This is a genomic window from Mucilaginibacter roseus, assembly GCF_021215455.1.
Taxonomy (GTDB): Bacteria; Bacteroidota; Bacteroidia; order Sphingobacteriales; family Sphingobacteriaceae; genus Mucilaginibacter; species Mucilaginibacter roseus.
On record NZ_JAJPWV010000004.1, the window covers coordinates 96,393 to 121,433 of the forward strand.

Consider the following 25,041-nt stretch of genomic DNA (forward strand, 5'->3'; position numbering starts at 1 on the left):
AAAAAAGCATTAATATTGATATTAATTTAACACTACCTTAACCATCACATTGCCCTTGCAGGAACCAGCTTTTGCCGAAGCCATTTGCGAACCGGTTCATCATATAATTTTAAGGCAGCCAATGCGAAAACAATGAAAAATACGAACAGACCTATAGCTATAGGAACGTTCTGATCAACTGCCGGCTTTTTAACACTGATCCAGTAACCGTAAATGTAGATGAAAGGATAATGGATCAGATACAGCGGATAAGATAATTCACCTGCAAATTTACAAACCTTTGCCCATGTACCGCTCACCTGGCCTCCTGCCCCTGCAGCTACCACGAGCGGAAACAGCAAAATAACGCAGGCGACATCATACAACCCATTATATTGAAACCTCGGCATAAAGAATACTACGATCAGCAACAACGAAAGCAGCGGATAGGCCATCGGGATACTGATCAGTTTACCCATACGAAACAACAGTAAACCGGCGAAGAAAGGAAACAACATGCGTATGGGCGCCGCCCATAAGGTTTCGTAACTCCAGCCCAGGCCCATGTAGTTTTGTTTAAGAGCCATCAAAGTTAATGCTGATCCGGTAACAATAAGCACTATTACTAAAGCTGTCTTATTTAATTTGCGGCCTACCAGCGCGTAAATAATGTTGGCGATATATTCCTGTAATAACGACCAGCACGGGCCGTTTAGCGAATGGGTTTCGCCCCATGCGCGAACATCGGGATGAGGCAAAATGGTATAACCGATCAGCGTGACACCAATTAGCTTGATCAGGCTCATGTTAAATGAGCTGTCGTGATACGGGTCGAACCAAAAGGCTATCGCACCTACGGTAATGCTGAATATTACCATGGGATGCAGGCGCGCAAACCTTATTTTCAGGAATTGCCCTACACTCATTTCTCCCCAACGGTCATCATAAGCATACCCAACTACAAAGCCTGATAGCAGGTAGAAAAAATCAACCGCCAGGTAACCATGATTCATGGGATGCGTTTCGGGCGGAAAGTTTACCTCGAGTATATGAAATATAACTACAAGTATGGCGGCCGTACCGCGCAATCCATCAAGTATAGGGTAATGGGGTTTCATCAAATAAAAAATGCTTATGACGTTGTAAAGTAGTCATAAGCATTTTAAAAATAAACTATGTAGATAGTTTGTTACAGTTTTTCGCCGTGCTGGCTAACGTCCAAACCTACAATTTCTTCTTCCATGGATACACGTAACGGTGAAATCATATCGGTGATCTTTAATAACAATAGCGAACCAAAAAACGCGAATATCGAAGTACCGACCAATGCTACCAGTTGTATCAGGAACAACTTGGTTTCGCCAAAAAATAAGCCGTTGCCGTTAGCCATACCCGCGTTAACGTTGTGATGTGCGAATACACCGGTAAGCAGCATACCCACCATACCACCAACACCGTGGCAAGGAAATACATCCAATGTGTCATCAATTGAAGTGCGGGTACGCCACTCAACCACGAGGTTACTTACTATGGCCGATATAATACCGATAGCCAGCGAGTGCGGCACCGATACAAAACCTGCAGCCGGTGTTATGGCCACCAAACCCACAACCGCACCAATACAGGTACCCATGGCTGATGGTTTACGTCCGCGCAGCATATCAAAAAATATCCAGGTAATGCCTGCGGCGGCAGAAGCTGTGGTGCTGGTTGCGAGGGCGGTTACCGCTAATGGATTAGCGCCTAATGCCGAACCTGCATTAAAACCGAACCAGCCAAACCACAACAAGCCTGTGCCTATAATTACATAAGTGATACGGGCGGGCGAATGTGTAGCCTCGTTACGGCGTTTCAAGTAAATGGCTGATGCCAATGCCGCCCAGCCTGCCGACATATGCACTACTGTACCGCCGGCAAAATCAAGCACGCCCATTTTGGCCAATATGCCATCAGGGTGCCAGGTGCTGTGGGCAAGCGGTGAGAATATGCAGATGGAGAACAGGATCAAAAAAATAATATATGAGTTGAAACGGATACGCTCAGCAAATGCGCCGGTAATCAGCGCAGGGGTTATAATAGCAAACTTGAGCTGATACATGGCAAACAGTAACAACGGGATAGTTGGCGCTGCGGGCCAGGTTGCAGTACCCAGCATGCCCTTCATCATAAAAAAAGTTGATGGATTACCTATTACCCCGCCTACACTATCGCCAAATGCTAAGCTGAAACCGAATACTCCCCAGATCACGGTAATGATCACCATACAAACAATACTTTGCAGCATGGTTGATATGACATTCTTTTTATTCACCATACCGCCGTAAAAAAAGGCAAGTCCGGGAGTCATGATCAACACCAACGCGGTTGACATCAGCATCCAGGCGATATCTGCACCGTTGAAATGCGATTTTTCGGTTGTGTTTAACTCAATTGAAGGATAAACAAAGGTAAGTACTAAAGCAATCAGGATTAAAAGGAAAGGAAAGTACCGTTTCATCAATTTTTTAGATAATTAAATTTAGAATGGCGTGAAAATATGATTTTTATTATAAAATCACTACTAAATTTACATTATTCCCAAAATTAAACGACTTAAACTCATTTTAAAGCACCTTGTAGAGAAAATGCGGAAATAATCCTAAGAAAATAATTAAAATCGTCAATAAAATCGATAATGCTATAATCTTTTTGTCTGAATGATCGTGCTCGAACGGCAATGCACCTTTACGTAAAAACAAGTTAAGCGGTATTTTGATATAATAAAACAATGATACAACGGTTACTACGGCGCCTGTTATCATTAAAGCAAGCAACCAAACGTCATGATTTTGCTGATAGGTGGCATACACAGACGAAAAAACGAAAAGCTTTCCGGTAAATCCGGCTGAAACAGGCAAACCTGTTAGCGATATCAGTATAATAACGAAACAAACTGACACTATTGGATATTTAAAGCCTAACCCTTTATATTCTGTTACTTTTTCCGCGCCGGTTTGATTGGTATAATAGGTAGCCATCAACAGCGCAGCAATATTAGCAATGGCATAAACCGCCAAGTAATAAATCAATGAGTTTAAACCTTGTGGCGAGTAGGTAACTACAGCCATCAGCGCGAAACCCGTATGCCCGATGCTGGAATAGGCCAACATACGTTTTACATTTTGCTGCGCCACCGCCGCAAAGTTACCGGCTATCATGGTAACTATACCGATGGCTGATAATACCAACCGGAAATCAAAATCGGGGTGCGGAACTACGGCTACAAAGGCATTAACAAAATTGATTAAAAGGGCGAAAGCGGCAATTTTGGGTACGGTTGACAAGTAGGCGGTAACAGGTGTAGCAGCACCTTCATAAACATCGGGCACCCAAAAATGAACCGGCACAAATGACAGCTTGAAACCGATGCCTATCAGCACCAGTGTTAAAGCCAGCCCAACACCCGCGATGCCAGTAGCGGTTAGGTTGACCATGAATTTTGGATCCCAAATATCCAGCGAACCGGTAAAACCGTATAATAAGGATATACCATACAGCAACACCGCTGATGATGCCGCGCCAAACAGTACATATTTTAAACCTGCCTCGGCGCTAAAGCCGCTTTCCGACCGGTAGGCCACCATTAGATATGAGGAGATGGATACCATCTCGACTGCCAGGAAAATAGACAGCAGGTTGGTAGCCATCGTCATTAAATGCAAACCCAAAACCGAGCCTATAGTGATGGTGTACAGATCAGACAATCCCTTTTTATGCGTGCTCAACTTATTATCCCATGGAAAATAAATCATCAGCAGCACGGTAAGCAGATCGATAATTACCTTAAATGATACAGCTTTATTATACAGCAAAAGCATTCCGCTGAATAGGGGCACAGCACCGCCTGCCTGCTCAGCTAAGGAATATTGCTCATAATCCTTAAAAAAAACTATGATCAAACCGGCTATACCTATCGCCCGGCAATATTTTTCGGATCTCTTACCAATAAACAAGTCGGCCAATAAAACCAGCACAAACAGTCCGCTCAAATACAGCTCGGGCACAAAAAAGTGCACATCGCTTAATATTTTGCTTAGCTGCTCGGGTATGGTAGGTAACAGGTCGTGCATAAGCTGATGTTATTTCTTTAAAAACTCTACCAATGCCAGCACGCTACCGTTGGCCACATCAAGCACCAGCGACGGGAAGATACCAAGCGCCAGCGCCATAATGGCTAAAGGCACCAGCGTTAAGGTTTCGCGCACATTAATGTCGGTTAGCGCTGTACGCCATACTTCGCCACCTTTTAACAACGTTTTGCCGAAGAACATACGCTGTAAGGTCCATAAAAAATAGGCAGCGCTTAATAATATGCCGATTGAGCCGCCAATGGCCATCCAATAAGGCAACAAACCGTTAGTGGTTGATGATTTAAATGTGCCGGCCAGGGTGAAAGCTTCGGCCACAAAGGCAGAGAAACCCGGCAAACCTAATGAGGCAAAGAACGCGATCATTACAAAGGCGGTATATTTCGGCATAATACTGCCCAAGCCGCGGAAATTGTAAATATCCCTATCGTGCACGCGGTTGTATACCACCCCTACCAGGTAAAATAACATGGACGACAAAAAGCCATGGCTGATCATTTGTAAAATAGCACCGCTTATGCCTTCGGCAGTTTGCGAGGCGATACCCAGCAGCACAAAACCCATGTGCGATACGGAGGAATAAGCGATCATGCGTTTCAGATCGCGCTGGGCAAGGGCATTCAATGCTCCGTATAATATAGAAACTACCCCAAGCAAGCCCAGCCAGAACGCGCCGGTAGCAGCTACCTCAGGGAAGATGCCCAAACAAATGCGGATGATACCATAGCCGCCGATCTTTAACAATACCCCTGCCAGTATGATGGATACCGGCGTTGGAGCTTCTACGTGAGCTACAGGCAGCCAGGTATGTAGGGGTACCACCGGCACCTTAATGGCAAAGGCAATAAACAGCACCACAAAGCCCAACACACGGGCAGGTACACCTAATATGGTTTGCTGCGCGGCGGCAGAGAATATGGAATCGGCACTGTAATTGGCCGGATTCATCATTTGAACAATATTGAAGGTATGGTTACCCGTAGCCGGATCAGTAACCGATAGGTAAAGACCTACCATCACCAGCAACATGAATACTGAACCGAACAGGGTGTACAAAAAGAACTTGATGGCCGCATATTCACGCCGAACGCCGCCCCACATACCAATCAGGAAGTATAATGGTAACAGCATCAGCTCGTAAAACAGGTAGAATAAAAAGAAATCCAGCGCACAAAACACGCCGATAACTGCCATATCCAGCAACAAAAACAAAGCGAAGAAACCTTTTACGTTGCTGCTTATCTCCCACGATGCCACCGTAGCGATTACCATGACCAGGGTAGTCATTACCAGCAAAGGCACCGAAATACCATCAACACCAACAAAATAATCTATCTGCATAGCACCGGCAGAGCCAAGATCGAGGTGTATCCAGGGTAATTTTTGAACGAATTGAAACTGATCCTCATGGTTGATGCCGGCAAAGCCTGCTCCGGTTTTAAACTCCAAGTACATGTAAATACTCAATGCAAACTGCACCAGCGTAGCCAGCAGGGTAATGTATTTAAAGCTCGCCCGTAATGATGACGGCAGCAGCAATATAATTGTGCCGAACAGTACAGGTATGAATATCAGTATCGTTAAAAGGTTCATCAATCTATGAGATGAGTAATTTAAAAATAAACACTAAAAGCACCACCGCCAGCATACTATACATGTAGTACTGCAATTTACCACCCTGGAATAGCCTCACCAAATTGCCAGTGCGCCTTACTAAAACGGTTATCAAATAAATTATGCCATTCACAACATAGCGGTCGGCCCACTCGGCTAATGAAGACAATGTGCCGGTTATACTGCGCAGCAGGTTCACTATTCCGTCAATAACCGTGCGGTCAAACCAGTAAAGCAGATTACTTAATGCCAAGGCGCCTTTTACAAACAGCTTATTATAAATAGCATCAATATACCATTGGTTGTATGACAGCCTGAACAGCCAGCCATTTTGCCGGGCCACATAATTACGCTTTACGTACATAGCATACGCCAGATACATTACAATAACGCAAAAAATGTTAACTCCGACAGGAATCAGCGTATGGTAAACATTCATGCGCTCCAGGTGGTTAGCTGGCAGAAAACCCTGGTAGAGCCAGGCGTGCTCATACAGCCACGGATGTAAGGAAAACAGCGGAAACAAACTGCAAAGCGCAAGCAATACCAGCGGCATTTTGTAATTCCAACCCCCATCACTTATATGGAGTTTTATATCCGGATTAATATTCAGCAAACGAAATTTGCCAAAGAATACCTTTACAATTAAGCGGCTCACATAGAATGCGGTAAGCAAACTGGTCAGCAAGGCACCCGCAGGCACCAGTTGGAAGTACCAGGCCTTGCCTTCCGCCCATTCAAAGGCTTGTATCAGGATGCCATCCTTAGACAAGTATCCTGAAGTAAATAATAAACCGATCAGTGCGAGACTGCCTATTACAGCGCTAATAAAGGTTAAAGGGAGCTTTTTACGCAGTCCGCCCATATACAATATATTCTGCGGATCAATGTCAAGATGGTTTTCGTGTTTGATGTGCTGCATCTCGTGGATCACGATACCGGCTACCAAGAACAACAGGCATTTAAAAAAAGCATGCGTAGCCAAATGGAACAGTGACGAAGCGTAAGCCCCTACCCCCATAGCCAGCACCATAAAACCAAGCTGCGATATGGTGGAATAGGCCAGTATCCTTTTCAGATCGTTTTGTGTTAGGGCGATGCTTGCCGCCATGAACGCGGTGAAACAGCCGATAACGGCAAAAACGCTTAACTCTTCGGGCGTAAAAAGTGGGTATGCCCTGCCCAGCAAAAACACACCCGCCGCAACCATCGTAGCTGCGTGAATCAAAGCTGATACTGAGGTTGGACCCTCCATGGCATCGGGCAGCCAGGTATGTAATGGGAACTGTGCCGACTTAGCAGCCATACCTAAAAATATCCCTGCAAAAGCTACATATTGCCATACGGCAGGTAGCTGACCGGCAGGAGCTATCCATACGCCGTTTTCGATAACGGACTTGGATACCAGGCCATTATCGCCAAATAGCCGAACCAGATCAAAAGTACCGTATTGCGCAAACAGGATGATGACGGCGGAGAGTAAGCCTACATCTCCTATCCTGTTCATGATGAAGGCTTTTTTGTTGGCCTGCACCGCCTTATCGCGCGTAAACCAAAAACCTATCAGTAGATACGATGAAAAACCCACTAACTCCCAAAAAGCGTAAAGCAGTATCGTACTATCAACCACCACCAGCGCAAGCATACTAAAGCAAAAGAAGCTGAGGTAAGTGAAGTAGCGGTTAAAGCGTTCATCCTCCTTCATGTAAGCCATGGAGTAGATGTGTACCGGCAGGGCTATCACAGGCACCAACGCCAGCATCATCACCGATAAATTATTGAGCCATACACCCGCGTACACCTTGGTAGCGCCTATGGTAAACCAAAGTTGTTGTGTATGCACAGCGGTAGTATTCCAAACAGCGGCAAAAACACTGATGGCAAACGCGGCACTTAATAGTATGGCGATGGTGGAGATCCATCCGGTAATCTTTAACTTATTAGGTATAAAATTATTGATAACCGCCGCCAGCAATGGCAACACCACCGCCACCACCGTGTGGAACGTTTGTATATGAGCTATATGTGCCTGATCGGGTATCAACGTTTAGTTCTTTGTTTAGTTCAATTTTATCAACCAATAACGGCTACATTACCTTATTGGGCTCAATCTCCCAGTTTGTTAATTTTTGACGGATCGATAGTTTTGTATTGCCTGTATACATTCAGAATGATAGCCAGCGCTACAGCGGTTACCGCCGCGGCCAGCACAATAGCAAACAGGGCGAACACCTGGCCGCCGTTGTTGATTTTATCGTATTTACCAAAAGCTACCAGGTTTAATATAGCTGCGTTCAACATCAGCTCAACACCTATCAGTATTTGTATGGCATTGCGTTTGGCTACCACGATATACAAGCCTATACAAAAAAGGGCAGCGCTAAGCAGTAAAAATTCATTTAGGCCGATCATGCCTGCGGCTCCTTTCTTGACAGGTGTGCCGCACCTACCAACGCGAAAAGCAGCAATATGGAGATAGCCTCGAACGGCAACAGGTAACGCGTCATCAGGTTAACGCCGATGCTTTCTACCAGTACTGTATCCGGCTTCATGATGTTACCTTCTGCAACTGCGGTTTTTACCCAGTCGGCATCATTTATATTAACCTGCCTGAGGGCTACAAACATCACCACAAAAAACATCAGGGCCAACAATACAGCAGGCAGTTTACTTAAGCTTATGAACTTGCCTTTTTGCTGCTGTAATACCTCTAATGTTTCGCGGCCCGATAGCATAAAGGCAAACAGTATAAGCACCAATATGCCACCCACGTAGATCACAATTTGGGTGACGGCCACAAAATCTGCCAGGGCAAGCACATATAAACCCGCTAAGGCAAACAGCGTAACAAAAAACATAAATACCGAGCGCACGAGATTTTTAGCCGCTGCTACGTACAATGCCGACCCGAGCGCGATGGCAGCAAGGATGTAAAACATGACCTTCACCAGCATCATTGCCCTTCCTCCTTCTTTTTCATGGCGGCAAGCTTGGCGGCTTGCTTTTCGGCATTTTGCTTTTCAAGGAGCGCACGTTTTTCTTCGGCCTCCTCCTTCGTCATGTCCGAAAATTCGTATACCAGGTCGCTCAGCTCAAATACCGTACGGTCATACGTATTGGTCATGGTGATGCACTCGGTCGGGCAAACAACAGTACACAGACCGCAATACATGCACTTGGCCATGTCAATATCAAACTTGGCGGCGTAAAGGCGCTTGGTTGTACCATCAGAGGTTTGGCCGATAGCCTCCGTGGCTTTAATGGATTCGATATCAATGCAATCCACCGGACATATCTTTGCACACAGATCGCACACAATGCAATCATCCATCTCCACGTCTAACTGGTAACGGCCTACCTCGGGTACAGGCAGTTGTTGTTTTGGATACTGGATTGTATTAGTTCCCTCGAGTTTTTTAAAGTAATTATCATCACTCACCCGGGTTATCTCGCGTGTCTTTTTTGACGCAAACAAATGGCCTATGGTCAGAGTCATCCCCTTCCATGCAGTAATAAAGCCATTTATCGCGCTTTTAAACATATTCTGTTAAATTCTAAAATCTAATTTCTAACAATACCCCACCATTCACTAATCACTATTCACCACTCTCTATTCACCAACCTACATCAACCACAACCGCCATATACCTGATATCAACATACAGGCAAAGGCCAAAGGCGTCAATACCTTCCAGCACAGGTTCATCAGTTGGTCAACACGCAAACGAGGCAACGTCCAGCGTATCCACATTTGTACGCCTACCAACGCTAAACTTTTAATTGCCACCCAAAAAATGCCCCACCAAATGTTGGTAGTCCAATCGGCCAGCTTTAACGCGCCCATGTTTGGCAACGGCGTATTCCAGGCACCTAAAAACAGGATAACCCCGATCATGGATACCAAAAACATCATCGAATACTCAGCCAAAAACACGAATGCGAAACCCAGACCCGAATATTCGGTATGGAAACCCGCCACCAGTTCTGATTCCGCCTCCGGGATATCAAAAGGCGCCCGGTTTGACTCGGCCAGTGATGCAATGAAATATATAACAAACGCCACAATTAAGTGCGGCGCCCTGAAAATGTTCCAGCTCAGCAAACCGCCAATATTCGTAACATCCCAAAAGCCAAAAAACTTTATGGTTTCTCCCGACTGCACGCCTTGTTGCGTGGAGATAACCTGCAGATCAAGCGACTGTGCGATCATGACGGCTGATATAATAGCGAATCCGGCCGGTATCTCATAAGAAATGATCTGTGCGGCAGAACGCATGGCACCCAGTATGGAGTACTTATTATTTGAACCCCAACCCGCCATCAGTATGCCTAATGTTTCTATAGAGATTATAGCGAAGACGTAGTATAAACCGATATTTACTTTAGAAGGCACCAATCCAGGCCCCCAGGGCATGGCTGCAAAGCCCATGTAAACCGCTACAAATATAATTACCGGGGCAAGGATGAACAGCCATTTATCCGCCTTCGAGGGGATGATCAACTCCTTTTGGATCATCTTAAGAATATCCGCAAAAGTTTGCAGCGCACCAAATTTACCTGTTTCAGTGGGGCCGAGCCTGTCCTGAATGTAAGCTGATATTTTGCGCTCTGCATATACCCCAAACAGGGCAAACAATGCGGCAAACGCAAATAGTCCGGCAGCTACAAGAAAATATATAAGGTAATTACTCAACGCCCAAAATCCTTTGGATGCAAACTTAGCAAATGCCTGCTAAATATTCTATGTATTTGGTAGATTATAACAGGATTTTGATTTATGAAATCGGGAAGCGTTTTATTTTGGATTTGGGTTAGATGGATCATTCTATAGTTTATAGCGATAATGCATATTCATTACCGATCCTAAACTTCTTTTGAGCGACCAAAAGAAGCAAAAGTCGCCGGCTACGCCCTGCCCGGTATAAGTTTGTGCTCAAGCAGAGTTTATGCTACTCCGGGCATTTCTGATGCCGGTTAGATAGGTTATTTACAGATGGTGCTTTTATGTTTGTGGGGCTAAATTAATTCCCCTCTCGGGCCAGTTAGGGAGGGTATTATTTTACCGACACATACTCCGCTATCACCTGTTCACCAAAAAAGGCAGACGCGTGGTGATCAAAATCGCTGGTATCGTCTGATGTGGTATAAAACGCTTTGGTACCGCCCCAGGTTATCTTTTCTTTAATCTCGGGGTGGCGGTGCAAATAATCAACCAAACTGGTAGCTACTATATCACCTTGCGCAACTACTTTGATGTTTGATGGCAGGTATGCCTCTATTTTATCCTGCAATAATGGGTAATGGGTACAGGCCAGCAACAATGTATCTATATTAGCTGATTGTGCTTGTATAGCGTCCAGATATTCTTTTACAAAGTAATCAGCTCCCGGCTTTTCATACTCCCCGGTTTCAATAAGCGGTACCCACATCGGGCACGCTTGCTGGTAAACCTTTAGTTCAGGGAAAAACTTTTCAATCTCTAACAAATACGATTGCGATTGCACCGTGCCCTTTGTCCCTAAAACACCTATCTCGCCCGCTTGGGTATAGTTACCAATTACTTCGGCTGTGGGGCGTATTACACCCAACACCCGTTTATCATCAAACTTACCGGGCATGTCCTGCTGCTGTATGGTGCGCAGCGCTTTTGCAGAGGCGGTGTTGCAGGCCAGTATAATTAACGGGCAGCCTTGTTTAAAAAGCCACTGCACACACTCCCACGTATACTCATGTATGGTTTTAAACGAGCGGTTACCATAAGGCGAACGACCGTTATCCCCCAAATAGATATAATCATACTGCGGCAGCCGGTTGGCGATAGACCGGAACACGGTCAATCCGCCATAGCCTGAATCAAATATGCCGATGGGTTTTGTTGCTGACACTTTACAAAAATAAAAAAGCGCCCGGTAATGCGGGCGCTTTCAGTTTAATATCTTAATTACTGATTATTTTAAACCCAGGTCAGCTTTAACTGATGCTAACAGATCGTCAGCCTCCGGTGATACTAACAGTTCGGTTTGAGATGAATCAAGCACATAAGTGTAACCTTTTGCTTTAGCAACTTTGCTTATTGAAGCGCGGGCTTTGGTAAATAATGGCCTGGTTAGCTCATTGCTTTTAGCCTCTACTTTACCTTGCGCGTCTTTCTGGAAGTCCTGAATGCGTTTTTGCAGATCCTGTAATTCTGTTTCTTTAGCAGTACGGGTTGCATCGTTCATTGTAGCTTTATCCTTTTCGTAAGCCTGAGCTTTTGTTTGAAACTCGTTACCCATAGTAGTGTAAGTATCAACAAAAGTTTTTTGGTAAGCTTCCATTTGAGTTCTTACCGTTTTAGTTTCAGGCATCAACTCCACCAGTTGATTAAAGTTAATGTGCGCGATCTTTTGTGCTTTTGCATACGTCCCCACAAATACCATGCATACCGCTACTAAAGCAACCTTAAATAATCTTTTCATTTTTGTTTCTGTGTGTTTAATATAATAGTTCGCTATTTTATAAAATATAAATTTATTGGGCAAATGTTCCTGGTTTTAATCCTAAACGCGTAATTACCGCGGCGCTTTTATCGTACCTCGGATTTGCGTAAAGCATCATTACCTCGCTGTTCTTGTCAAATATCATATCCAGATTTTCGCTTTCAGCAACTGCCTGTACCGCTTTTGACACGCGATCCTGAATTGGTTTAATCAGCGCATTGCTTTTTTGTGTCAACTCACCGTCAGGACCGAATTTCAACCTCTGAAAATCCTTTGCTGCTTTCTCCTTGCCTACAATTTCGGCCTCACGGCGTTTTTTCATTTCAGGCGTCATCAACACTTGGTCGGCCTGGTAAGCTTTATACAACCTGTCAATCTCCTGAAACTTGGCATCAGCCTCTTTTTGCCACTGCTGCGATTGCGCCGTAAGTTGCTTTTGTGCCGATGTGTAGTCAGGTATATGCTTCAATATGTATTCTGAGTCAACATAAGCAAACCTTTGTGCAAATGCTCCTAAACATGCAGTAAACGCTAATAAAGCTGTTAAAATTATCCTTTTCATAAATTAATTATACAATTAATTAAATCCACCTTGTAAACTTTGTGCGATTGAGAAGTGGAACTGTCCTCTTCCTGCATCCGGTTGACCAGGTATGCGGTCGAAACCATAACCATAATCAAGCCCAAGCAAACCAAATATAGGTAAAAATATCCGGGCACCCATACCTACCGAACGCCTTACGTTGAACGGATTGTACCGGCTAAAGCTATCCCAAGCGTTACCGCCCTCAGCAAACGCCAGCAGGAATATAGTGGCCGACTGGCTTGCAATTACCGGGTGGCGCAACTCAAGCGTAAACTTGTTATAGATGGCACTGCCCGGGTTATCATTAGCCGTGTAGTTTGAACCGGTTGGCACAATGGAGAAGTTTTGGTAACCACGTAAACCGATGATCTCGCTACCTTGCAGAAACTGGTAAGTTTGCATACCATCACCACCAAGTTTAAAGCGCTCAAACGGTGAAGGGCCTACCTGCGAGTTGTATGAACCCAGGAAACCAAACCTTGCCTGCGACATCAAAACCAATTTACCTGTTATGCGCTGGAACCATTGTGCATCAAACTTCCATTTGTGATACTCCACAAATTTATAACGCTCTTCCGGCGTAGCAATTGCGTAGTTGGTATTATTAAATAATGAATATGGCGGGGTTACCTGTACCGTAAACCTGATGTTTGAACCTGATGTTGGGTAAATTGGCGCATCCAATGAGTTACGGCTTAGCTCCTGCGTAATTTTAATGTTGTATGATGTACCGTTTCTGAATAAATATGCAGAGTAGTTATCCAGGAAATAGTGGTCAAAGTTAAGCGAGTAGTTTAATTGGAAGTAGTTATCAGGCCAGTTTAAACGCTTACCTAAGGTTACACCTATACCGTTAATACGTAACTTATTGTAGTAAGGGCTTGATTTTGGATAATATTGCCCTGTTGAGCTACCTTGTGTATAAGCCGACAAGCTGAAGAAGATAGGTTTTTTACCACCCAGCCATGGCTCAGAAAAGGTGAACGAGAAGTTTTGATACGTACGTCCGCTCGACTGGCCACGTATACTTAACCTTTGTCCGTCTCCTTTTGGCAGCGGCCTGTAGGCTTTAAGGTTGAATATATTACGCAGCGAGAAGTTGTTGAATGATAAACCTAACGTACCAACCAACTGGCCACCGCCAAAACCACCCGAAAGTTCGATCTGATCTGAAGGTTTTTCAACTACGTTGTAAATAATGTCAACTGTACCTTCAGCCGGGTTTATGTTGGTAGGGCGTGGTTCTGTTTTTTGCTCATCAAAGCTACCCAGTTGCGAAAGCTCACGTGTACTACGGATCAATAACGTTTTGTTAAAACGTTGCCCTGGTTTAGTACGTATCTCACGCATCACCACCTTGTCATTAGTAACATCATTACCTTTAACGGTTACACGGTTAATGGTGTACTGCGGGCCTTCGTAAATACGGATGTCCAGATCGATAGTATCGCCATAAATACGTGTTTGTACCGGGTCGGCATTGTAAGTCAGGTATCCGTCATCTAAATAAAGCGTTGATACGTCATCATTACTTGGCGTTGGGCCTGACAACCTTTTGGTCAGTTCCTCTTCACTAAATATATCGCCCTTTTTAATACGCAATACACGATTCAAAAACTCGGTGGTGTATTTAGCATTGCCCGACCATTTAATGTTACCGAAGTAATACTTAGGGCCTTCGTAAACTTTTATCTTCACGTCAACCGTGCGCTCATCGTGGCGGGCAACGGTATCATCCAATACCTGCGCATCACGATAACCTTCGGCCTGCATTTTCTCGATAAGCGTTTGCTTATCTTCTAAAAACTTGTCCTCTTTAAATTTCTTTGAACCGAAAATGTTGTACCACTTTTTGGTACGGGTATTCTTTAAAAACTTACGTAATTTTTTATCGGTAAACGCAGTGTTACCATCAAATTCAACACTGTTTATTTTAACCTTTGTCTTCTTATCAACCTGCACATTCAGTATCACCGAACTTGAATCACCCGGATCAGGTACCGGGTTCATCTTTACCTCGGTAAATAAATAACCTTTCTCGTTAAAATGGCGCTTTATAATACCGGTTGTGGTATTGATCAGGTTTTGGTTAACTATCTTACCTGTTTTATCGTTCAGCTTTTTGGTAACATCCTCAATTTCTCCCTTTTTGATGCCGGTTATTTTCAACCTTGATAAACGCGGCCTTTCAACCACTGCTATCTCCAGGTATACGGTATCCATATTTACCTTGGTAATGTTCAGTTGAACATCATCAAACAATCCCTGCGAAAAAAGGTCTTTAATAACACGCGCGTTAGCCTCGCCCGGTAATATCAGCCTGTCGCCTTTGTTTAACTTTGATATGGTGATCAAAATTTCCTTATCAAGGTTTTTGGCTCCGCTGATGGTTACCCCACCAACAATATACTCTTTAGGGCTAAGATAATTCAGGCTGTCTGCCGAGCCGGCCGGAACCTGCGCCATGGCAGTAATTGCACTTAACAGGAAAGAAAATACAGCAACTATATATTTATACATTCGGATATTTTAGTGGGCTAAAAATAATTTAAACAGTTGTTAAATAGTGTTAAAAGTAAAAATTTAGTTAAGCTGCTCGCTGGTCATACCAAAGCGGCGCTCGCGCTGCTGGTAGTCAAGTATCGCTTCAAATAAATCTTCGCGCCTGAAATCGGGCCATAATTTATTGGTAAAATACAGCTCGGTATAGGCTATTTGCCAAAGCAGATAGTTGCTGATGCGGTGTTCACCGCTCGTCCTGATCAACAGTTCAGGATCAGGCATATTATAAGTGTAGAGGTTATCAGCAAAAGTTTGTTCAGTAATGTCTGCCGGGTTAAGCTCACCTGCCTTAACCTTTTCGGCAATGCTTTTCACAGCGTGGATCATCTCGTTACGTGAGCTATAGCTTAAGGCGAGTGTAAGCACCAAACCGGTGTTACCGGCGGTGGTTTGCATGGCTTTGGTAAGTTCGCGGTGGTTACGGGCAGGCAGCATACTTAAGTCGCCAATGGCGTTAAGGCGCACATTATTATTCATGAAAGTGCTTATCTCCTTATTAATGGTGCTTACCATTAATTCCATCAACGCCATTACCTCAAGCTTTGGGCGGTTCCAGTTCTCGGCCGAAAATGCGTAAAGGGTTAAATATTTTAAACCCAGTTCACAAGCGCCCTCAACTACATCGCGTACGGCAAGCACACCGTTATGATGGCCAAATACCCTTAACTTTCCTTTGGTTTTTGCCCAGCGGCCGTTACCATCCATAATAATGGCAATATGCGCGGGCAATTTCAACAAATCGATCTGGTCTTTCATTCCTGCCGTGTTAAATAGCGATAATTTATGGCGCTGCAATTGTAATAAGTAAGCGCTCAGCTATTTAAATTATTTAAAATAAGCCTGTTTTTTCAGGCTACAAAGGTAAAACTTACTTTGTATTTTTTTAGTATGACGGCGTAAAAGAAAAAACAAGCTTTTTTTCAACAAAAAAGCCGGGCTGCTGAGCCCGGCTGTACATGTATCTTTATAATTTTAATAGATGCCATTTTGCTTCAACAGCGTTATCCTGAGGGGCTATATCGGCAATGGCATAGGCTGGCACCTGGGTTATATCCAGTTCGTCAATAGTGTTTACCAGGTTTTCATATTTTGAACTGTCTGCCGGTTTTACTATTACCATCAGCGTTTTACCGTAGTTCTTTCTAACATACGCCCGGGCATCAAGCAAAGCTTTGCGGACGCCGTTTTTACCATAACCTGCCACTGTTGGTTTAAGTATGGGCTGCTCCGCCCGGCCTAAATACCAAAGGGCCTTGTTATCCTTACCCAGGCATACGGTCAGCGTTCGGTTTTCAGATACCAGGAGCTCTGTATCATCTCCGGGATCATCCGGCATTGCTATGGCCATTATCTTAGGCTTGCTCAAGGTAGTGGTCATGATAAAAAAGGTGATTAACAAAAAGGCAAGGTCAACCATAGCTGTTAGATCTACGCGGGTTGAGGCGCGTTTGCGGGTTCCTTTTCTGCCTGATCCGGCGGCAGATGTGTTTAATTCGGCCATAACAATAATAGTTTAGATGAGTAATACTATTTATTACGCCAAATTATATTTTTTATTATATATATTTTATAAAATTTTATTTTATAAAATCAATTTTCGTAATAACATTTTTCGGTTACGAATGTAAACGAAAGCGAAAGGTTTAAAAACAGGTACGTATCGCGCTTACGTAAATCTCCGCGTTGGGTGCCCGCAGTGCCTGTATACACGCCGGTGCGCTCGCCCGTACGGTCTGACAACCGCACAGAGGTTGGAGATGGCAATGTAGATTTATCAGCGTATAAGCCACTTACGTCATCAAGGTAGTCGGTATTTGTCCACCGATAGCCCAAATCGGCTATCAATGTCCACTTGCCGCCGATGTTATATTTTATACCAGCGCCGTAAGGCACTGATAGTATTGTACCTGCATACTGCTTTTCCTGCCCCTCGGTACGCAACCGGCGTAAACCTACCTGATTGCCATTCAGTTCGGTTCGTGGTGCGTGCGCGGCTAAGCCAATGCCTGCAAATACAAACGGCGTAAAAACATTTTTTCCGGCGTCAGGAATGTAGTGCATAAAATTAAACTCGCCGGTTAGGCTGGTTTCCATTATGCGATTGGTAAAACTCAGGTTACGGTCGCGCTGTTGCTGGTTGTTGGACGTACTGTCCGCAGCCCCTATTTTGCCATAAGTGAATTGTAGTTTAGCCGAGAGGTAGCCGTTAAAGTTGCGTTTTACAAACACGTTACCGTCAAGCCCGCTAATTTGTAAGGGATTATGCTGATTTAAATCGCCCATGTAACCGGCGCCGCCAATACCCGCCCCTACTTCCCAGGTTTGGGCTTTGAGCGTTATGGCTATAAATAATATGAGTATTGTAAGTAGATATTTCTGCATCCGGTAAGGCTAATAATTACGGGTGTCAAGTCCCCACAATAACTTATGTCTTAACGTTGATAAGTAATTTTCATTATTCAGCCTGATCAAATTAAGCTGAAAGTCAGCTTTGCTTACATTGATACGCACCGGCTGGTCAAGCACCACGGTACGTGAATCGCAAGATATTAAATAGTTGGCGCTGCGTGTTTCCACATCGAAAGACAATGTACAGCAATCAGGTAATACTGCCGGCCTCACATTGAGGTTATGCGGCGAAATTGGCGTTAATACCACCGTGTTTGATTCCGGGAAAATAATAGGGCCGCCGCAACTTAACGAGTAAGCTGTTGAACCTGTAGCTGTTGATACAATAATGCCATCGCTCCAATAAGAGTTGAGAAAATTATTATCTAAAAAGGCATGCGTAGTAATCATGGCTGAATCATCACGCTTATGTATGGTAATCTCGTTCAGCGCGAAATTATCATCCCCAAACAGCTTGGCTTCCGAGTCTATACGAAGCATAGCCCTTTTGTCAAGCGTGTATTGCTGATTAACCACCGCGTGTATGGCAGCGGCAATGTCGCTTTTATTGATACTGGCCAAAAAGCCGAGCCTGCCAAAGTTGATGCCTATTACAGGGATGCCACTGTCACGTATCAGGGTAACGGTATCTAACATGGTACCATCGCCACCAAGACTCAAAAACAGATCGATCAAGCCTTTAAATGGCTGACCTTCTTCGAGTACGGTATACTTAACGTTGGTTATTTTGTCCTGCAGATAGCCATGCAAGCGGCTGTGTACATATATTTCGACCCCGTGTTGTTGCAGGTTATCAAAAACCTGTTGTATAAAGGGCAAAACCTCACTATCTGTAAATGGTCTGCCGTATACTGCTATTTTCATCAGGCGGGATTATAGGTTGAGGTAATTCATCAGCGAGTCATACCGCTCCATTGAATTATCCCTTTCGTTATAGTGATTAAAGGTAGCTTTAATATCATAGTTGTACCTCAAAAAGGTAGCCGCTATGGTCGATATATCCAGCTTATTGATTTTTAATGTAACCTCCATACGGGTTGAATCGGGGAAGGTGCGAACGTATGAACTGAGTATCTGCGCATTGTCTGACTCTACTATCTGCGCCATATGCGCAAGCGAGTTATTGCGGTTACTTATCTCCAATACAATAATGCCGCCGGGTACCGATACTGATGTAAGATCAGCAAAATATTCGTTCATGCTATTGAGCGATACTACGCCAAGATAGTTGTTCTTTTTATCGAGCACGGGCACAACGCTTAGCTGCAATTCATGAAACATGCGTATAACATCATAAATATGCTGGTCACTAAACACATAAGGGTTTACCAGCGAAAGTGCCAGAGCACCTATCTCGGTATCATAGTCTGGCTCCTCAATCAGGTCATCCTCAGAAATGAGACCCAAAAACTGCTCTTCGTTAACTATGGGCATATGACTGACCTTAAACTCGGCCATACGCTCCATTACTTTCTGCACCGTGTCAGACGTGTGTAGTGGTGGTATGGCATTTCCGATCAGGTCAATCGCGAACATGGGTTACTTTTTTAGTTTATCCAAAAACTGCCTTAGCAGTGTGTTAAATCTCTCGGGCTGCTCCATCATCGGGGCGTGGCCGCATTCATCAATCCAATGCAACTCCGAATTCGGCAGCAACTGGTTAAATTCTTCAGCAACTTCCGGCGGGGTAATTTTATCGTTCTTACCCCACAGCAGGCCAACAGGCACGGTTATCTTATGCAAATCTTTGGCCATATTATGCCTGATGGCAGATTTTGCCATAGCCAGTATTCTGATAACGCGGTTACGGTCATTTATTGTTTGAAAAACATCGTCAACCAGTTCTTTCGTAGCTGTTTTGGGGTCGTAAAAAGTATATTCTACCTTTTCTTTCACGAAATCATAGCTCTCGCGCCGCGGAAACGAACCGCCAAAAGCATTCTCGTACAAACCTGAACTACCTGCAAGCACCATCGCCTTAACATATTCGGGATGAGATAATACATATATTAATGACACGTGGCCGCCAAGCGAATTACCCAATATGGTAAAGTTGGTAAGGCCCTTATGCTTAACAAATTTATGTACGTACTTGCTTAACGTTTTAACGCCGGTGGTGAGCAGAGGCAAATCGTAAATAGGTAAAACAGGTATAATTACACGATATTCTGATTTGAACTCCTCAATAACGTCTTCCCAATTGCTGAGGGCGCCCATTAAACCGTGTAACATCAGCAGCACTTCGCCTTCGCCCTCGTCAATGTAGCTAAATTCTTTTTCCTGTTTAAGTGCGAACTTCATATATATACTGCCTGGTCAATTAAATGTATGTTGCAAGTTTAGTTATTCCTGCTGTTATTACGCTGTAAAAATAGTTTATTGCAGCTTAGTTACAAACAGCGCTGCAATTATGCTAATATCTGCTTTATCACCTCTGATATGGTTTTGCCATCGGCCTTACCGGCAAGCTCTTTATTGGCTGTACCCATAACCTTGCCCATATCTTTTACAGATGTTGCGCCAACGCGGGTTACCAGCTCTTTAAGGTAAGCCTCTAATTCAGCCCTGTCCATTTGTTTAGGCAAATAAGCTTCAATCACCTGCATTTCGGCAGCTTCTATTTCGTAAAGGTCTTCGCGGTTTTGAGCTTTATATATATCAGCCGACTCCTTACGTTGTTTAATCAGCTTTTGCAAAACCTTTATCTCCGCCTCTTCACTTATTTCTTCGGCAGCGCCTTTTTCTGTTTTGGCCAACAACAAGGCTGATTTTATAGCACGCAGGCCACGCAGTTTGTCGGCATCTTTGGCCAGCATGGCTTGTTTAATATCCTGATCTATTTGGGTTGATAGTGACATATCCTTATTTCAGATTAAGCTGCAAAGCTACAATTATTGATTTATCGAGTTAATGAATTATTGAATTAGTGATTGAACTTATTTATAAATCGGTGAATCGTCGAGTTATCAGTTCATAAAATAATCAGATGTATCATCCGCATATTCGCACATCTACATATCTCTATATCTATGAGTTTTTCCTGAAAATACTGGTAGCGCCTGCCTGGGCGGTTGGCATTACAGTAAGCTCATTAATGTTTACATGCGCCGGGCGGGATGCGGCAAACCAGATGGTTTCGGCTACATCCTGTGCTATCAGCGGCTCAAAACCTTCATAAACTTTTTTAGCACGATCCTTATCCCCCTTAAAACGGACCTCTGAAAACTCGGTTTCCACTGCACCAGGATGCACGGCGGTTACCTTGATGCCATGCGGCAGCAAATCAAGCCGCATACCTTTGTTCAGCGCGTCAACCGCGTGCTTGGTAGCGCAATACACGTTTCCGTTTGGATACACTTCTTTACCGGCTATGGAACCGATGTTGATAATATGGCCATAACCATTCTCAATCATCCAGTTTGATACTACCCTGCTGGCGTAAAGCAGGCCTTTAATATTAGTATCAATCATGGTATCCCAATCCTGCGCGTCGCCATTTTGAATGGGGTCAAGCCCCTGGCTAAGGCCTGCGTTGTTAACCAGCACATTCACCTTTTTCCATTGATCGGGCAGGTTGCCCAAGTTATCAATAACAGCCTGGCGGTTTCTTATATCAAAGGAGGCTATAGCCACCTCAACATTATATTGAGTGTTTATTGCGGATGCCAGCGCTTCAAGCCGTTCACGGCGGCGGCCGGTAAGTATCAGATCGTAACCTTCGCGGGCGAATACATGGGCGCAAGCCTCGCCAATACCGGCGGTTGCCCCAGTTATTAATGCAATTTTTGCCATAATTATATAACTATCGGCAGCGAAATTATGTTTTTTGACGGATGAATATGTCGTTTAAGCGTAAGGATGCTTGTTAGATATTATTCAAAATACAGGCTAAATTGCAGTGTATGTAGGCGCAGGCCACTAAGCGGGTATGAGGCCGGGTGATTTTCGGGAACCAGTACATTACCAAATGAGTTGGAAATTTTTATTTCCGGAGACAGTTTAAAAAACTCAAAGTAAATATCGCACCCCAGGCCTACCTCATAGGATGCGAAGGTACGATCTATCTTCACCGTTTTTTCGAGCAGCCCTTTGTCAGCATCCGGGTTTTTACGGCCAAGCATCTGGCTAAGTTTAACACCGCCTATCAGGTAGCCACGCAGATCGCCAATACGGTCTGACTTCAATTTAAGCTGCAGCGGCACATCAAACCCGGTAGAGTTTATCTGTTTTTCTATAACTTGTGTTTCCGGATTTGGGGAGTTGTAGGTGTAGATCAGTTTACGATCAGCAAATACGATGGACGGAGTTACCCGGGCCTCTAAATGATCGGTAAGGCGGTAACGCGCCAAAAAGCCCACAGCAAAACCCGGTGAGTTGGGCGAACTAATGCTGGTGGCGTTGCCTGTTAACGGCGCGCCTGTTTCAGGATCAGCAAAGGGCGTTGTCCAGTCGGGCTGTTTATTTATTTTAAGGTAGCTGCTCAGATAGCTGAATGAAAAACCAAAGCTAAAATCGTTCAAATCGGCACCGCCACCCCAGGCGGGAGGGCGCTGGCCAAAAGCCAGGCCGGTAAAGCAAAAGATTAATATAAAGGCTGTGTATAAGCTTTTTATCATTTAACGCCGGTGTAGATTGAACTTATACCAAACGTTAAAGCGCGGTTTTTGGTATGCTTAAAACCTACTTTATCCATAACGGCGGTAAAATTTTTCCCGTCCGGGAAAGCGGCTACAGACTCGGGCAGGTATGAGTAAGCCCTTGCATCCTTTGAGAAAAGCTTGCCTATGCCCGGGGTAATGTATTTAAAGTAAAAATTATATAACTGTTTTACCGGGAACGCGCGCGGCTTTGAAAATTCTAACACCACTACCTTGCCTCCGGGTTTCAACACACGAAAAATATCGGCCATGCCGGCTTCCAGGTTTTCAAAATTACGTACGCCATAGGCTACCGTTACGGCATCAAACTCATTGTCGGCAAAAGGCAGCTTTTCTGAGTCGCCCAGCTTAACCGAAAACTTATCCCCTAAATTTCGCTTGGCTATTTTTTGCTCCGCGATATCCAGCATCCCCCGTGAAATATCAACACCGGTAATTTTTTCAGGCTTTAAAATAGATAAAGCCTCAAAAGCGAAATCACCGGTACCTGTTGCTACATCCAGTATATGCTTAGGCTTGTTCCCCTTTAACTCATTAATAGCCATTTTACGCCAAATGATATCAATCCCCAGCGACATAAAGTGGTTCAGAAAATCGTATGTTTTTGATATGTTGTTAAACATATTGGCTACCTGCTCTTTTTTGGTAACCTGTTCGTTCTGGTACGGGGTGACTACTTTGCTCATGTTATATGGGCGATAAAGATAGGCATTAGTAAATTAATTACGCCGCCGCAATAGCATATCCATACTACACCAAATGCCTGATCCGGGATATTTATTTCAGGCTTCTTGCCTTCAGTTCGTTCTCAATTGCCCGGCCTTTGGTTTTGTTTCGTGTAGCTATGGGTATGTATATCAAAGGCAAAAAAGTAAATAGGCCAAAACCGTTTTTAACTGAGCTGTAAGCGGCTATACCGGCCAGCATACCAAAAATAAGCGCATCAAAAAAGGCGGTAGTTTTGGTCTTTTTAGCCTGCTCCAATAATTCCTGATCTGTTAGTTCCGCTGGTTCCTTTTGCATTATGGTGATAATTTTAGAATGCCGGTTATTTATGGTGATCCCGGCCATCAAATATAAAAAACATAGGTAAAGTTGAGGTTGGTATTGCAGTATTATCGTACCAAAGCACGAACATATTTTAACCTTAAAGCACTAATTAACTGCCAAAAATGGATAGTTATCGTTGATTTTTAATAGGTTTATCTTTATAATTTTATCGCCTATCACTCTGAAATTAAATCTTATGGAAGAAAAAAAGGATGCGTCCCGCCGGGGATTTATTAAAACCTTAAGCACCGCCGCTGCCGCCGTCGCCGCCGGTACGGTTGCCATGGCAGCAGATAAAAGCCAATCGTTTTTTTATTTAAAGCGCCAGCCGTTTTTTAGCGCAAATGATAACATCAATATCGCGCTGATAGGTGCAGGCGGCATGGGCACACAAGATGCCATCGTGGCCCTGCAGGTACCGGGTGTGAAACTGGTAGCCGTGTGCGACCTTTATGATACCCGCCTGAAAGACGCCAAAGCCCGCTGGGGCGCCGATCTGTTTACCACCCGTAGCTACAAGGAAATATTAGCACGCAAGGACGTAGATGCAGTTATTATAGGCACTACCGACCACTGGCATCAGCAAATATCAATAGATGCGATGCACGCGGGCAAACATGTGTATTGCGAAAAACCCATGGTGCACTCGGTTGATGAGGGCCCTGCTGTTATAAAAGCACAAAAGGAAACCGGTAAGGTTTTTATGGTAGGCAGCCAGGGCGTATCATCATTAGGTAACGAAAAAGCTAAAGAACTGCTGGCATCGGGCGCTATAGGTCAGCTTAATTATGCCGAAGGCTTTTGGGCGCGCCGCAACCCTATTGAGGCTTGGCAATACCCGCTGCCTGCCGATGCATCCACCCAAACGCTTGATTGGGACACGTACGTAAGCAATACTAAAAAACGACCTTTTGACGAGAAGCGTTTTTTCCGCTGGAGAAATTATACTGATTATGGTACCGGAATGGCCGGCGATTTATTCGTCCACCTGTTCAGCAGCCTGCACTTTGTTACCGGCTCGCACGGGCCAAATAAAATTTACGCGTCAGGCGGTTTGCGTTACTGGAACGACGGCCGCGAGGTACCTGATGTATTATTAGGCACATTTGACTACCCTAAAGTTGCCGCACACCCTGCATTTAATCTGTCCTTACGGTGCAATTTTGTGGATGGCACCAGCGGCACCACCTACCTGCGCCTGGTGGGCAGCGAGGGCTCAATGGATGTTACCTGGGACGACGTTACCCTAAAAAGAAATAAATCCTTCGCCTCTGACGACCCTTTTTATTTGGAGCAGCTACGGAAATCGGGCAATGGCAATGCCGGACGAAAAATGATATTACCGCCCGAGCAAATGACCTACGCCGCCGAAAAGGGATACAAAGGTGGCCCTTATGACCACATGGTTAACTTTTTTACCGCCATACGCGAGAATAAGAAAGTGGTAGAGGATGCTATATTTGGTTATCGCGCGGCTGCCCCTGCCCTGCTGTGTAACGACAGCTATCACCAGGACCGCGCTATGCTTTGGGATCCTGAAAAAATGCAAATGATTAAAAAATAATTATCTACCGTAA

General features: G+C 44.4%; 25 protein-coding genes. 1 reads left to right on the forward strand and 24 read right to left on the reverse strand.

Features of this window, described 5'->3' with window-relative positions; genetic code table 11:
- Positions 1-44 precede the first annotated feature (44 nt).
- The 24 genes from LT679_RS13650 to LT679_RS13765 form a co-directional block, all read right to left on the reverse strand.
- A complete protein-coding gene (locus LT679_RS13650) occupies positions 45-1,097 on the reverse strand; it encodes an acyltransferase family protein (RefSeq protein ID WP_232178161.1) in 1,053 nt (350 codons plus the stop codon).
- A gap of 71 nt (positions 1,098-1,168) precedes the next feature.
- A complete protein-coding gene (locus LT679_RS13655) occupies positions 1,169-2,476 on the reverse strand; it encodes an ammonium transporter (RefSeq protein WP_232178162.1) in 1,308 nt (435 codons plus the stop codon).
- A gap of 106 nt (positions 2,477-2,582) precedes the next feature.
- Positions 2,583-4,088, reverse strand: coding sequence for an NADH-quinone oxidoreductase subunit N (locus LT679_RS13660; protein ID WP_232178163.1), 1,506 nt, complete (start codon positions 4,086-4,088; stop codon positions 2,583-2,585).
- Between the two features lie 9 nt (positions 4,089-4,097).
- On the reverse strand, positions 4,098-5,699 hold the full coding sequence (locus LT679_RS13665; RefSeq protein WP_232178164.1) for a complex I subunit 4 family protein: 1,602 nt from the start codon (positions 5,697-5,699) through the stop codon (positions 4,098-4,100).
- 4 nt (positions 5,700-5,703) lie between these two features.
- Positions 5,704-7,764: an NADH-quinone oxidoreductase subunit 5 family protein gene (locus LT679_RS13670; protein WP_232178165.1), complete on the reverse strand. Its 2,061-nt coding sequence runs from the start codon at positions 7,762-7,764 to the stop codon at positions 5,704-5,706.
- 62 nt (positions 7,765-7,826) lie between these two features.
- Positions 7,827-8,132 carry an NADH-quinone oxidoreductase subunit NuoK gene (nuoK, locus tag LT679_RS13675; RefSeq protein ID WP_232178166.1) on the reverse strand — a complete coding sequence of 102 codons (306 nt, stop codon included), beginning with the start codon at positions 8,130-8,132 and terminating at the stop codon, positions 7,827-7,829.
- Positions 8,129-8,677 carry an NADH-quinone oxidoreductase subunit J family protein gene (locus LT679_RS13680; RefSeq protein ID WP_232178167.1) on the reverse strand — a complete coding sequence of 183 codons (549 nt, stop codon included), beginning with the start codon at positions 8,675-8,677 and terminating at the stop codon, positions 8,129-8,131. Before LT679_RS13680 ends, nuoK begins: the two co-directional genes overlap by 4 nt.
- Complete coding sequence (locus tag LT679_RS13685) at positions 8,674-9,261, reverse strand: 4Fe-4S binding protein (protein WP_232178168.1); 588 nt, start codon at positions 9,259-9,261, stop codon at positions 8,674-8,676. Before LT679_RS13685 ends, LT679_RS13680 begins: the two co-directional genes overlap by 4 nt.
- A gap of 81 nt (positions 9,262-9,342) precedes the next feature.
- A complete protein-coding gene (gene nuoH, locus LT679_RS13690) occupies positions 9,343-10,413 on the reverse strand; it encodes an NADH-quinone oxidoreductase subunit NuoH (protein WP_232178169.1) in 1,071 nt (356 codons plus the stop codon).
- 361 nt (positions 10,414-10,774) lie between these two features.
- Entirely contained in the window at positions 10,775-11,605 is an 831-nt protein-coding gene (murI, locus tag LT679_RS13695; RefSeq protein ID WP_232178170.1) for a glutamate racemase, read from the reverse strand.
- Between the two features lie 63 nt (positions 11,606-11,668).
- Complete coding sequence (locus tag LT679_RS13700) at positions 11,669-12,178, reverse strand: OmpH family outer membrane protein (RefSeq protein WP_232178171.1); 510 nt, start codon at positions 12,176-12,178, stop codon at positions 11,669-11,671.
- A 52-nt stretch (positions 12,179-12,230) separates the two neighbouring features.
- Positions 12,231-12,761, reverse strand: coding sequence for an OmpH family outer membrane protein (locus tag LT679_RS13705; protein ID WP_232178172.1), 531 nt, complete (start codon positions 12,759-12,761; stop codon positions 12,231-12,233).
- A gap of 15 nt (positions 12,762-12,776) precedes the next feature.
- Positions 12,777-15,305 (reverse strand): outer membrane protein assembly factor BamA, encoded by a 2,529-nt coding sequence (gene bamA, locus LT679_RS13710; protein WP_232178173.1) that lies wholly within the window; start codon positions 15,303-15,305, stop codon positions 12,777-12,779.
- A 63-nt stretch (positions 15,306-15,368) separates the two neighbouring features.
- Positions 15,369-16,103, reverse strand: a complete 735-nt coding sequence (locus LT679_RS13715; RefSeq protein WP_232178174.1) for an isoprenyl transferase — start codon at positions 16,101-16,103, stop codon at positions 15,369-15,371.
- A 208-nt stretch (positions 16,104-16,311) separates the two neighbouring features.
- The gene (locus LT679_RS13720) at positions 16,312-16,848 is read right to left on the reverse strand and encodes an ExbD/TolR family protein (RefSeq protein WP_232178175.1); all 537 of its coding nucleotides are present in this window, start codon (positions 16,846-16,848) and stop codon (positions 16,312-16,314) included.
- Positions 16,849-16,937: 89 nt separating this feature from the next.
- Positions 16,938-17,729 (reverse strand): type IX secretion system protein PorG, encoded by a 792-nt coding sequence (porG, locus tag LT679_RS13725; protein WP_232178176.1) that lies wholly within the window; start codon positions 17,727-17,729, stop codon positions 16,938-16,940.
- A 9-nt stretch (positions 17,730-17,738) separates the two neighbouring features.
- A complete protein-coding gene (locus LT679_RS13730) occupies positions 17,739-18,620 on the reverse strand; it encodes an NAD kinase (protein WP_232178177.1) in 882 nt (293 codons plus the stop codon).
- 9 nt (positions 18,621-18,629) lie between these two features.
- A complete protein-coding gene (locus tag LT679_RS13735) occupies positions 18,630-19,292 on the reverse strand; it encodes a CBS domain-containing protein (protein ID WP_232178178.1) in 663 nt (220 codons plus the stop codon).
- 3 nt (positions 19,293-19,295) lie between these two features.
- Positions 19,296-20,057, reverse strand: coding sequence for an alpha/beta fold hydrolase (locus LT679_RS13740; RefSeq protein ID WP_232178179.1), 762 nt, complete (start codon positions 20,055-20,057; stop codon positions 19,296-19,298).
- Positions 20,058-20,164: 107 nt separating this feature from the next.
- Positions 20,165-20,614, reverse strand: coding sequence for a GatB/YqeY domain-containing protein (locus LT679_RS13745; protein WP_232178180.1), 450 nt, complete (start codon positions 20,612-20,614; stop codon positions 20,165-20,167).
- 169 nt (positions 20,615-20,783) lie between these two features.
- Entirely contained in the window at positions 20,784-21,548 is a 765-nt protein-coding gene (locus LT679_RS13750) for an SDR family oxidoreductase (protein WP_232178181.1), read from the reverse strand.
- Between the two features lie 80 nt (positions 21,549-21,628).
- Positions 21,629-22,372, reverse strand: coding sequence for a type IX secretion/gliding motility protein PorT/SprT (gene porT, locus LT679_RS13755; RefSeq protein ID WP_232178182.1), 744 nt, complete (start codon positions 22,370-22,372; stop codon positions 21,629-21,631).
- Entirely contained in the window at positions 22,369-23,100 is a 732-nt protein-coding gene (gene ubiE / locus LT679_RS13760; protein ID WP_232178183.1) for a bifunctional demethylmenaquinone methyltransferase/2-methoxy-6-polyprenyl-1,4-benzoquinol methylase UbiE, read from the reverse strand. The genes porT and ubiE overlap by 4 nt, the downstream gene beginning before the upstream one ends.
- A 91-nt stretch (positions 23,101-23,191) precedes the next feature.
- Positions 23,192-23,437 (reverse strand): hypothetical protein, encoded by a 246-nt coding sequence (locus LT679_RS13765; protein ID WP_232178184.1) that lies wholly within the window; start codon positions 23,435-23,437, stop codon positions 23,192-23,194.
- Between the two features lie 223 nt (positions 23,438-23,660).
- Between LT679_RS13765 and LT679_RS13770 the strand changes: the two genes are divergently transcribed.
- Positions 23,661-25,028: a Gfo/Idh/MocA family protein gene (locus LT679_RS13770; RefSeq protein WP_232178185.1), complete on the forward strand. Its 1,368-nt coding sequence runs from the start codon at positions 23,661-23,663 to the stop codon at positions 25,026-25,028.
- The last annotated feature ends 13 nt before the right edge of the window (positions 25,029-25,041 follow it).

Coding starts and splice junctions, on each gene's coding strand:
- LT679_RS13650 (WP_232178161.1), bottom strand. CDS start 1,097: ATGAAACCCCATTACCCTATACTTGATGGATTGCGCGGTACGGCCGCC.
- LT679_RS13655 (WP_232178162.1), bottom strand. CDS start 2,476: ATGAAACGGTACTTTCCTTTCCTTTTAATCCTGATTGCTTTAGTACTT.
- LT679_RS13660 (WP_232178163.1), bottom strand. CDS start 4,088: ATGCACGACCTGTTACCTACCATACCCGAGCAGCTAAGCAAAATATTA.
- LT679_RS13665 (WP_232178164.1), bottom strand. CDS start 5,699: ATGAACCTTTTAACGATACTGATATTCATACCTGTACTGTTCGGCACA.
- nuoK (WP_232178166.1), bottom strand. CDS start 8,132: ATGATCGGCCTAAATGAATTTTTACTGCTTAGCGCTGCCCTTTTTTGT.
- LT679_RS13680 (WP_232178167.1), bottom strand. CDS start 8,677: ATGATGCTGGTGAAGGTCATGTTTTACATCCTTGCTGCCATCGCGCTC.
- LT679_RS13685 (WP_232178168.1), bottom strand. CDS start 9,261: ATGTTTAAAAGCGCGATAAATGGCTTTATTACTGCATGGAAGGGGATG.
- LT679_RS13700 (WP_232178171.1), bottom strand. CDS start 12,178: ATGAAAAGATTATTTAAGGTTGCTTTAGTAGCGGTATGCATGGTATTT.
- LT679_RS13705 (WP_232178172.1), bottom strand. CDS start 12,761: ATGAAAAGGATAATTTTAACAGCTTTATTAGCGTTTACTGCATGTTTA.
- bamA (WP_232178173.1), bottom strand. CDS start 15,305: ATGTATAAATATATAGTTGCTGTATTTTCTTTCCTGTTAAGTGCAATT.
- LT679_RS13715 (WP_232178174.1), bottom strand. CDS start 16,103: ATGAAAGACCAGATCGATTTGTTGAAATTGCCCGCGCATATTGCCATT.
- LT679_RS13720 (WP_232178175.1), bottom strand. CDS start 16,848: ATGGCCGAATTAAACACATCTGCCGCCGGATCAGGCAGAAAAGGAACC.
- porG (WP_232178176.1), bottom strand. CDS start 17,729: ATGCAGAAATATCTACTTACAATACTCATATTATTTATAGCCATAACG.
- LT679_RS13730 (WP_232178177.1), bottom strand. CDS start 18,620: ATGAAAATAGCAGTATACGGCAGACCATTTACAGATAGTGAGGTTTTG.
- LT679_RS13735 (WP_232178178.1), bottom strand. CDS start 19,292: ATGTTCGCGATTGACCTGATCGGAAATGCCATACCACCACTACACACG.
- LT679_RS13740 (WP_232178179.1), bottom strand. CDS start 20,057: ATGAAGTTCGCACTTAAACAGGAAAAAGAATTTAGCTACATTGACGAG.
- LT679_RS13745 (WP_232178180.1), bottom strand. CDS start 20,614: ATGTCACTATCAACCCAAATAGATCAGGATATTAAACAAGCCATGCTG.
- LT679_RS13750 (WP_232178181.1), bottom strand. CDS start 21,548: ATGGCAAAAATTGCATTAATAACTGGGGCAACCGCCGGTATTGGCGAG.
- porT (WP_232178182.1), bottom strand. CDS start 22,372: ATGATAAAAAGCTTATACACAGCCTTTATATTAATCTTTTGCTTTACC.
- ubiE (WP_232178183.1), bottom strand. CDS start 23,100: ATGAGCAAAGTAGTCACCCCGTACCAGAACGAACAGGTTACCAAAAAA.
- LT679_RS13765 (WP_232178184.1), bottom strand. CDS start 23,437: ATGCAAAAGGAACCAGCGGAACTAACAGATCAGGAATTATTGGAGCAG.
- LT679_RS13770 (WP_232178185.1), top strand. CDS start 23,661: ATGGAAGAAAAAAAGGATGCGTCCCGCCGGGGATTTATTAAAACCTTA.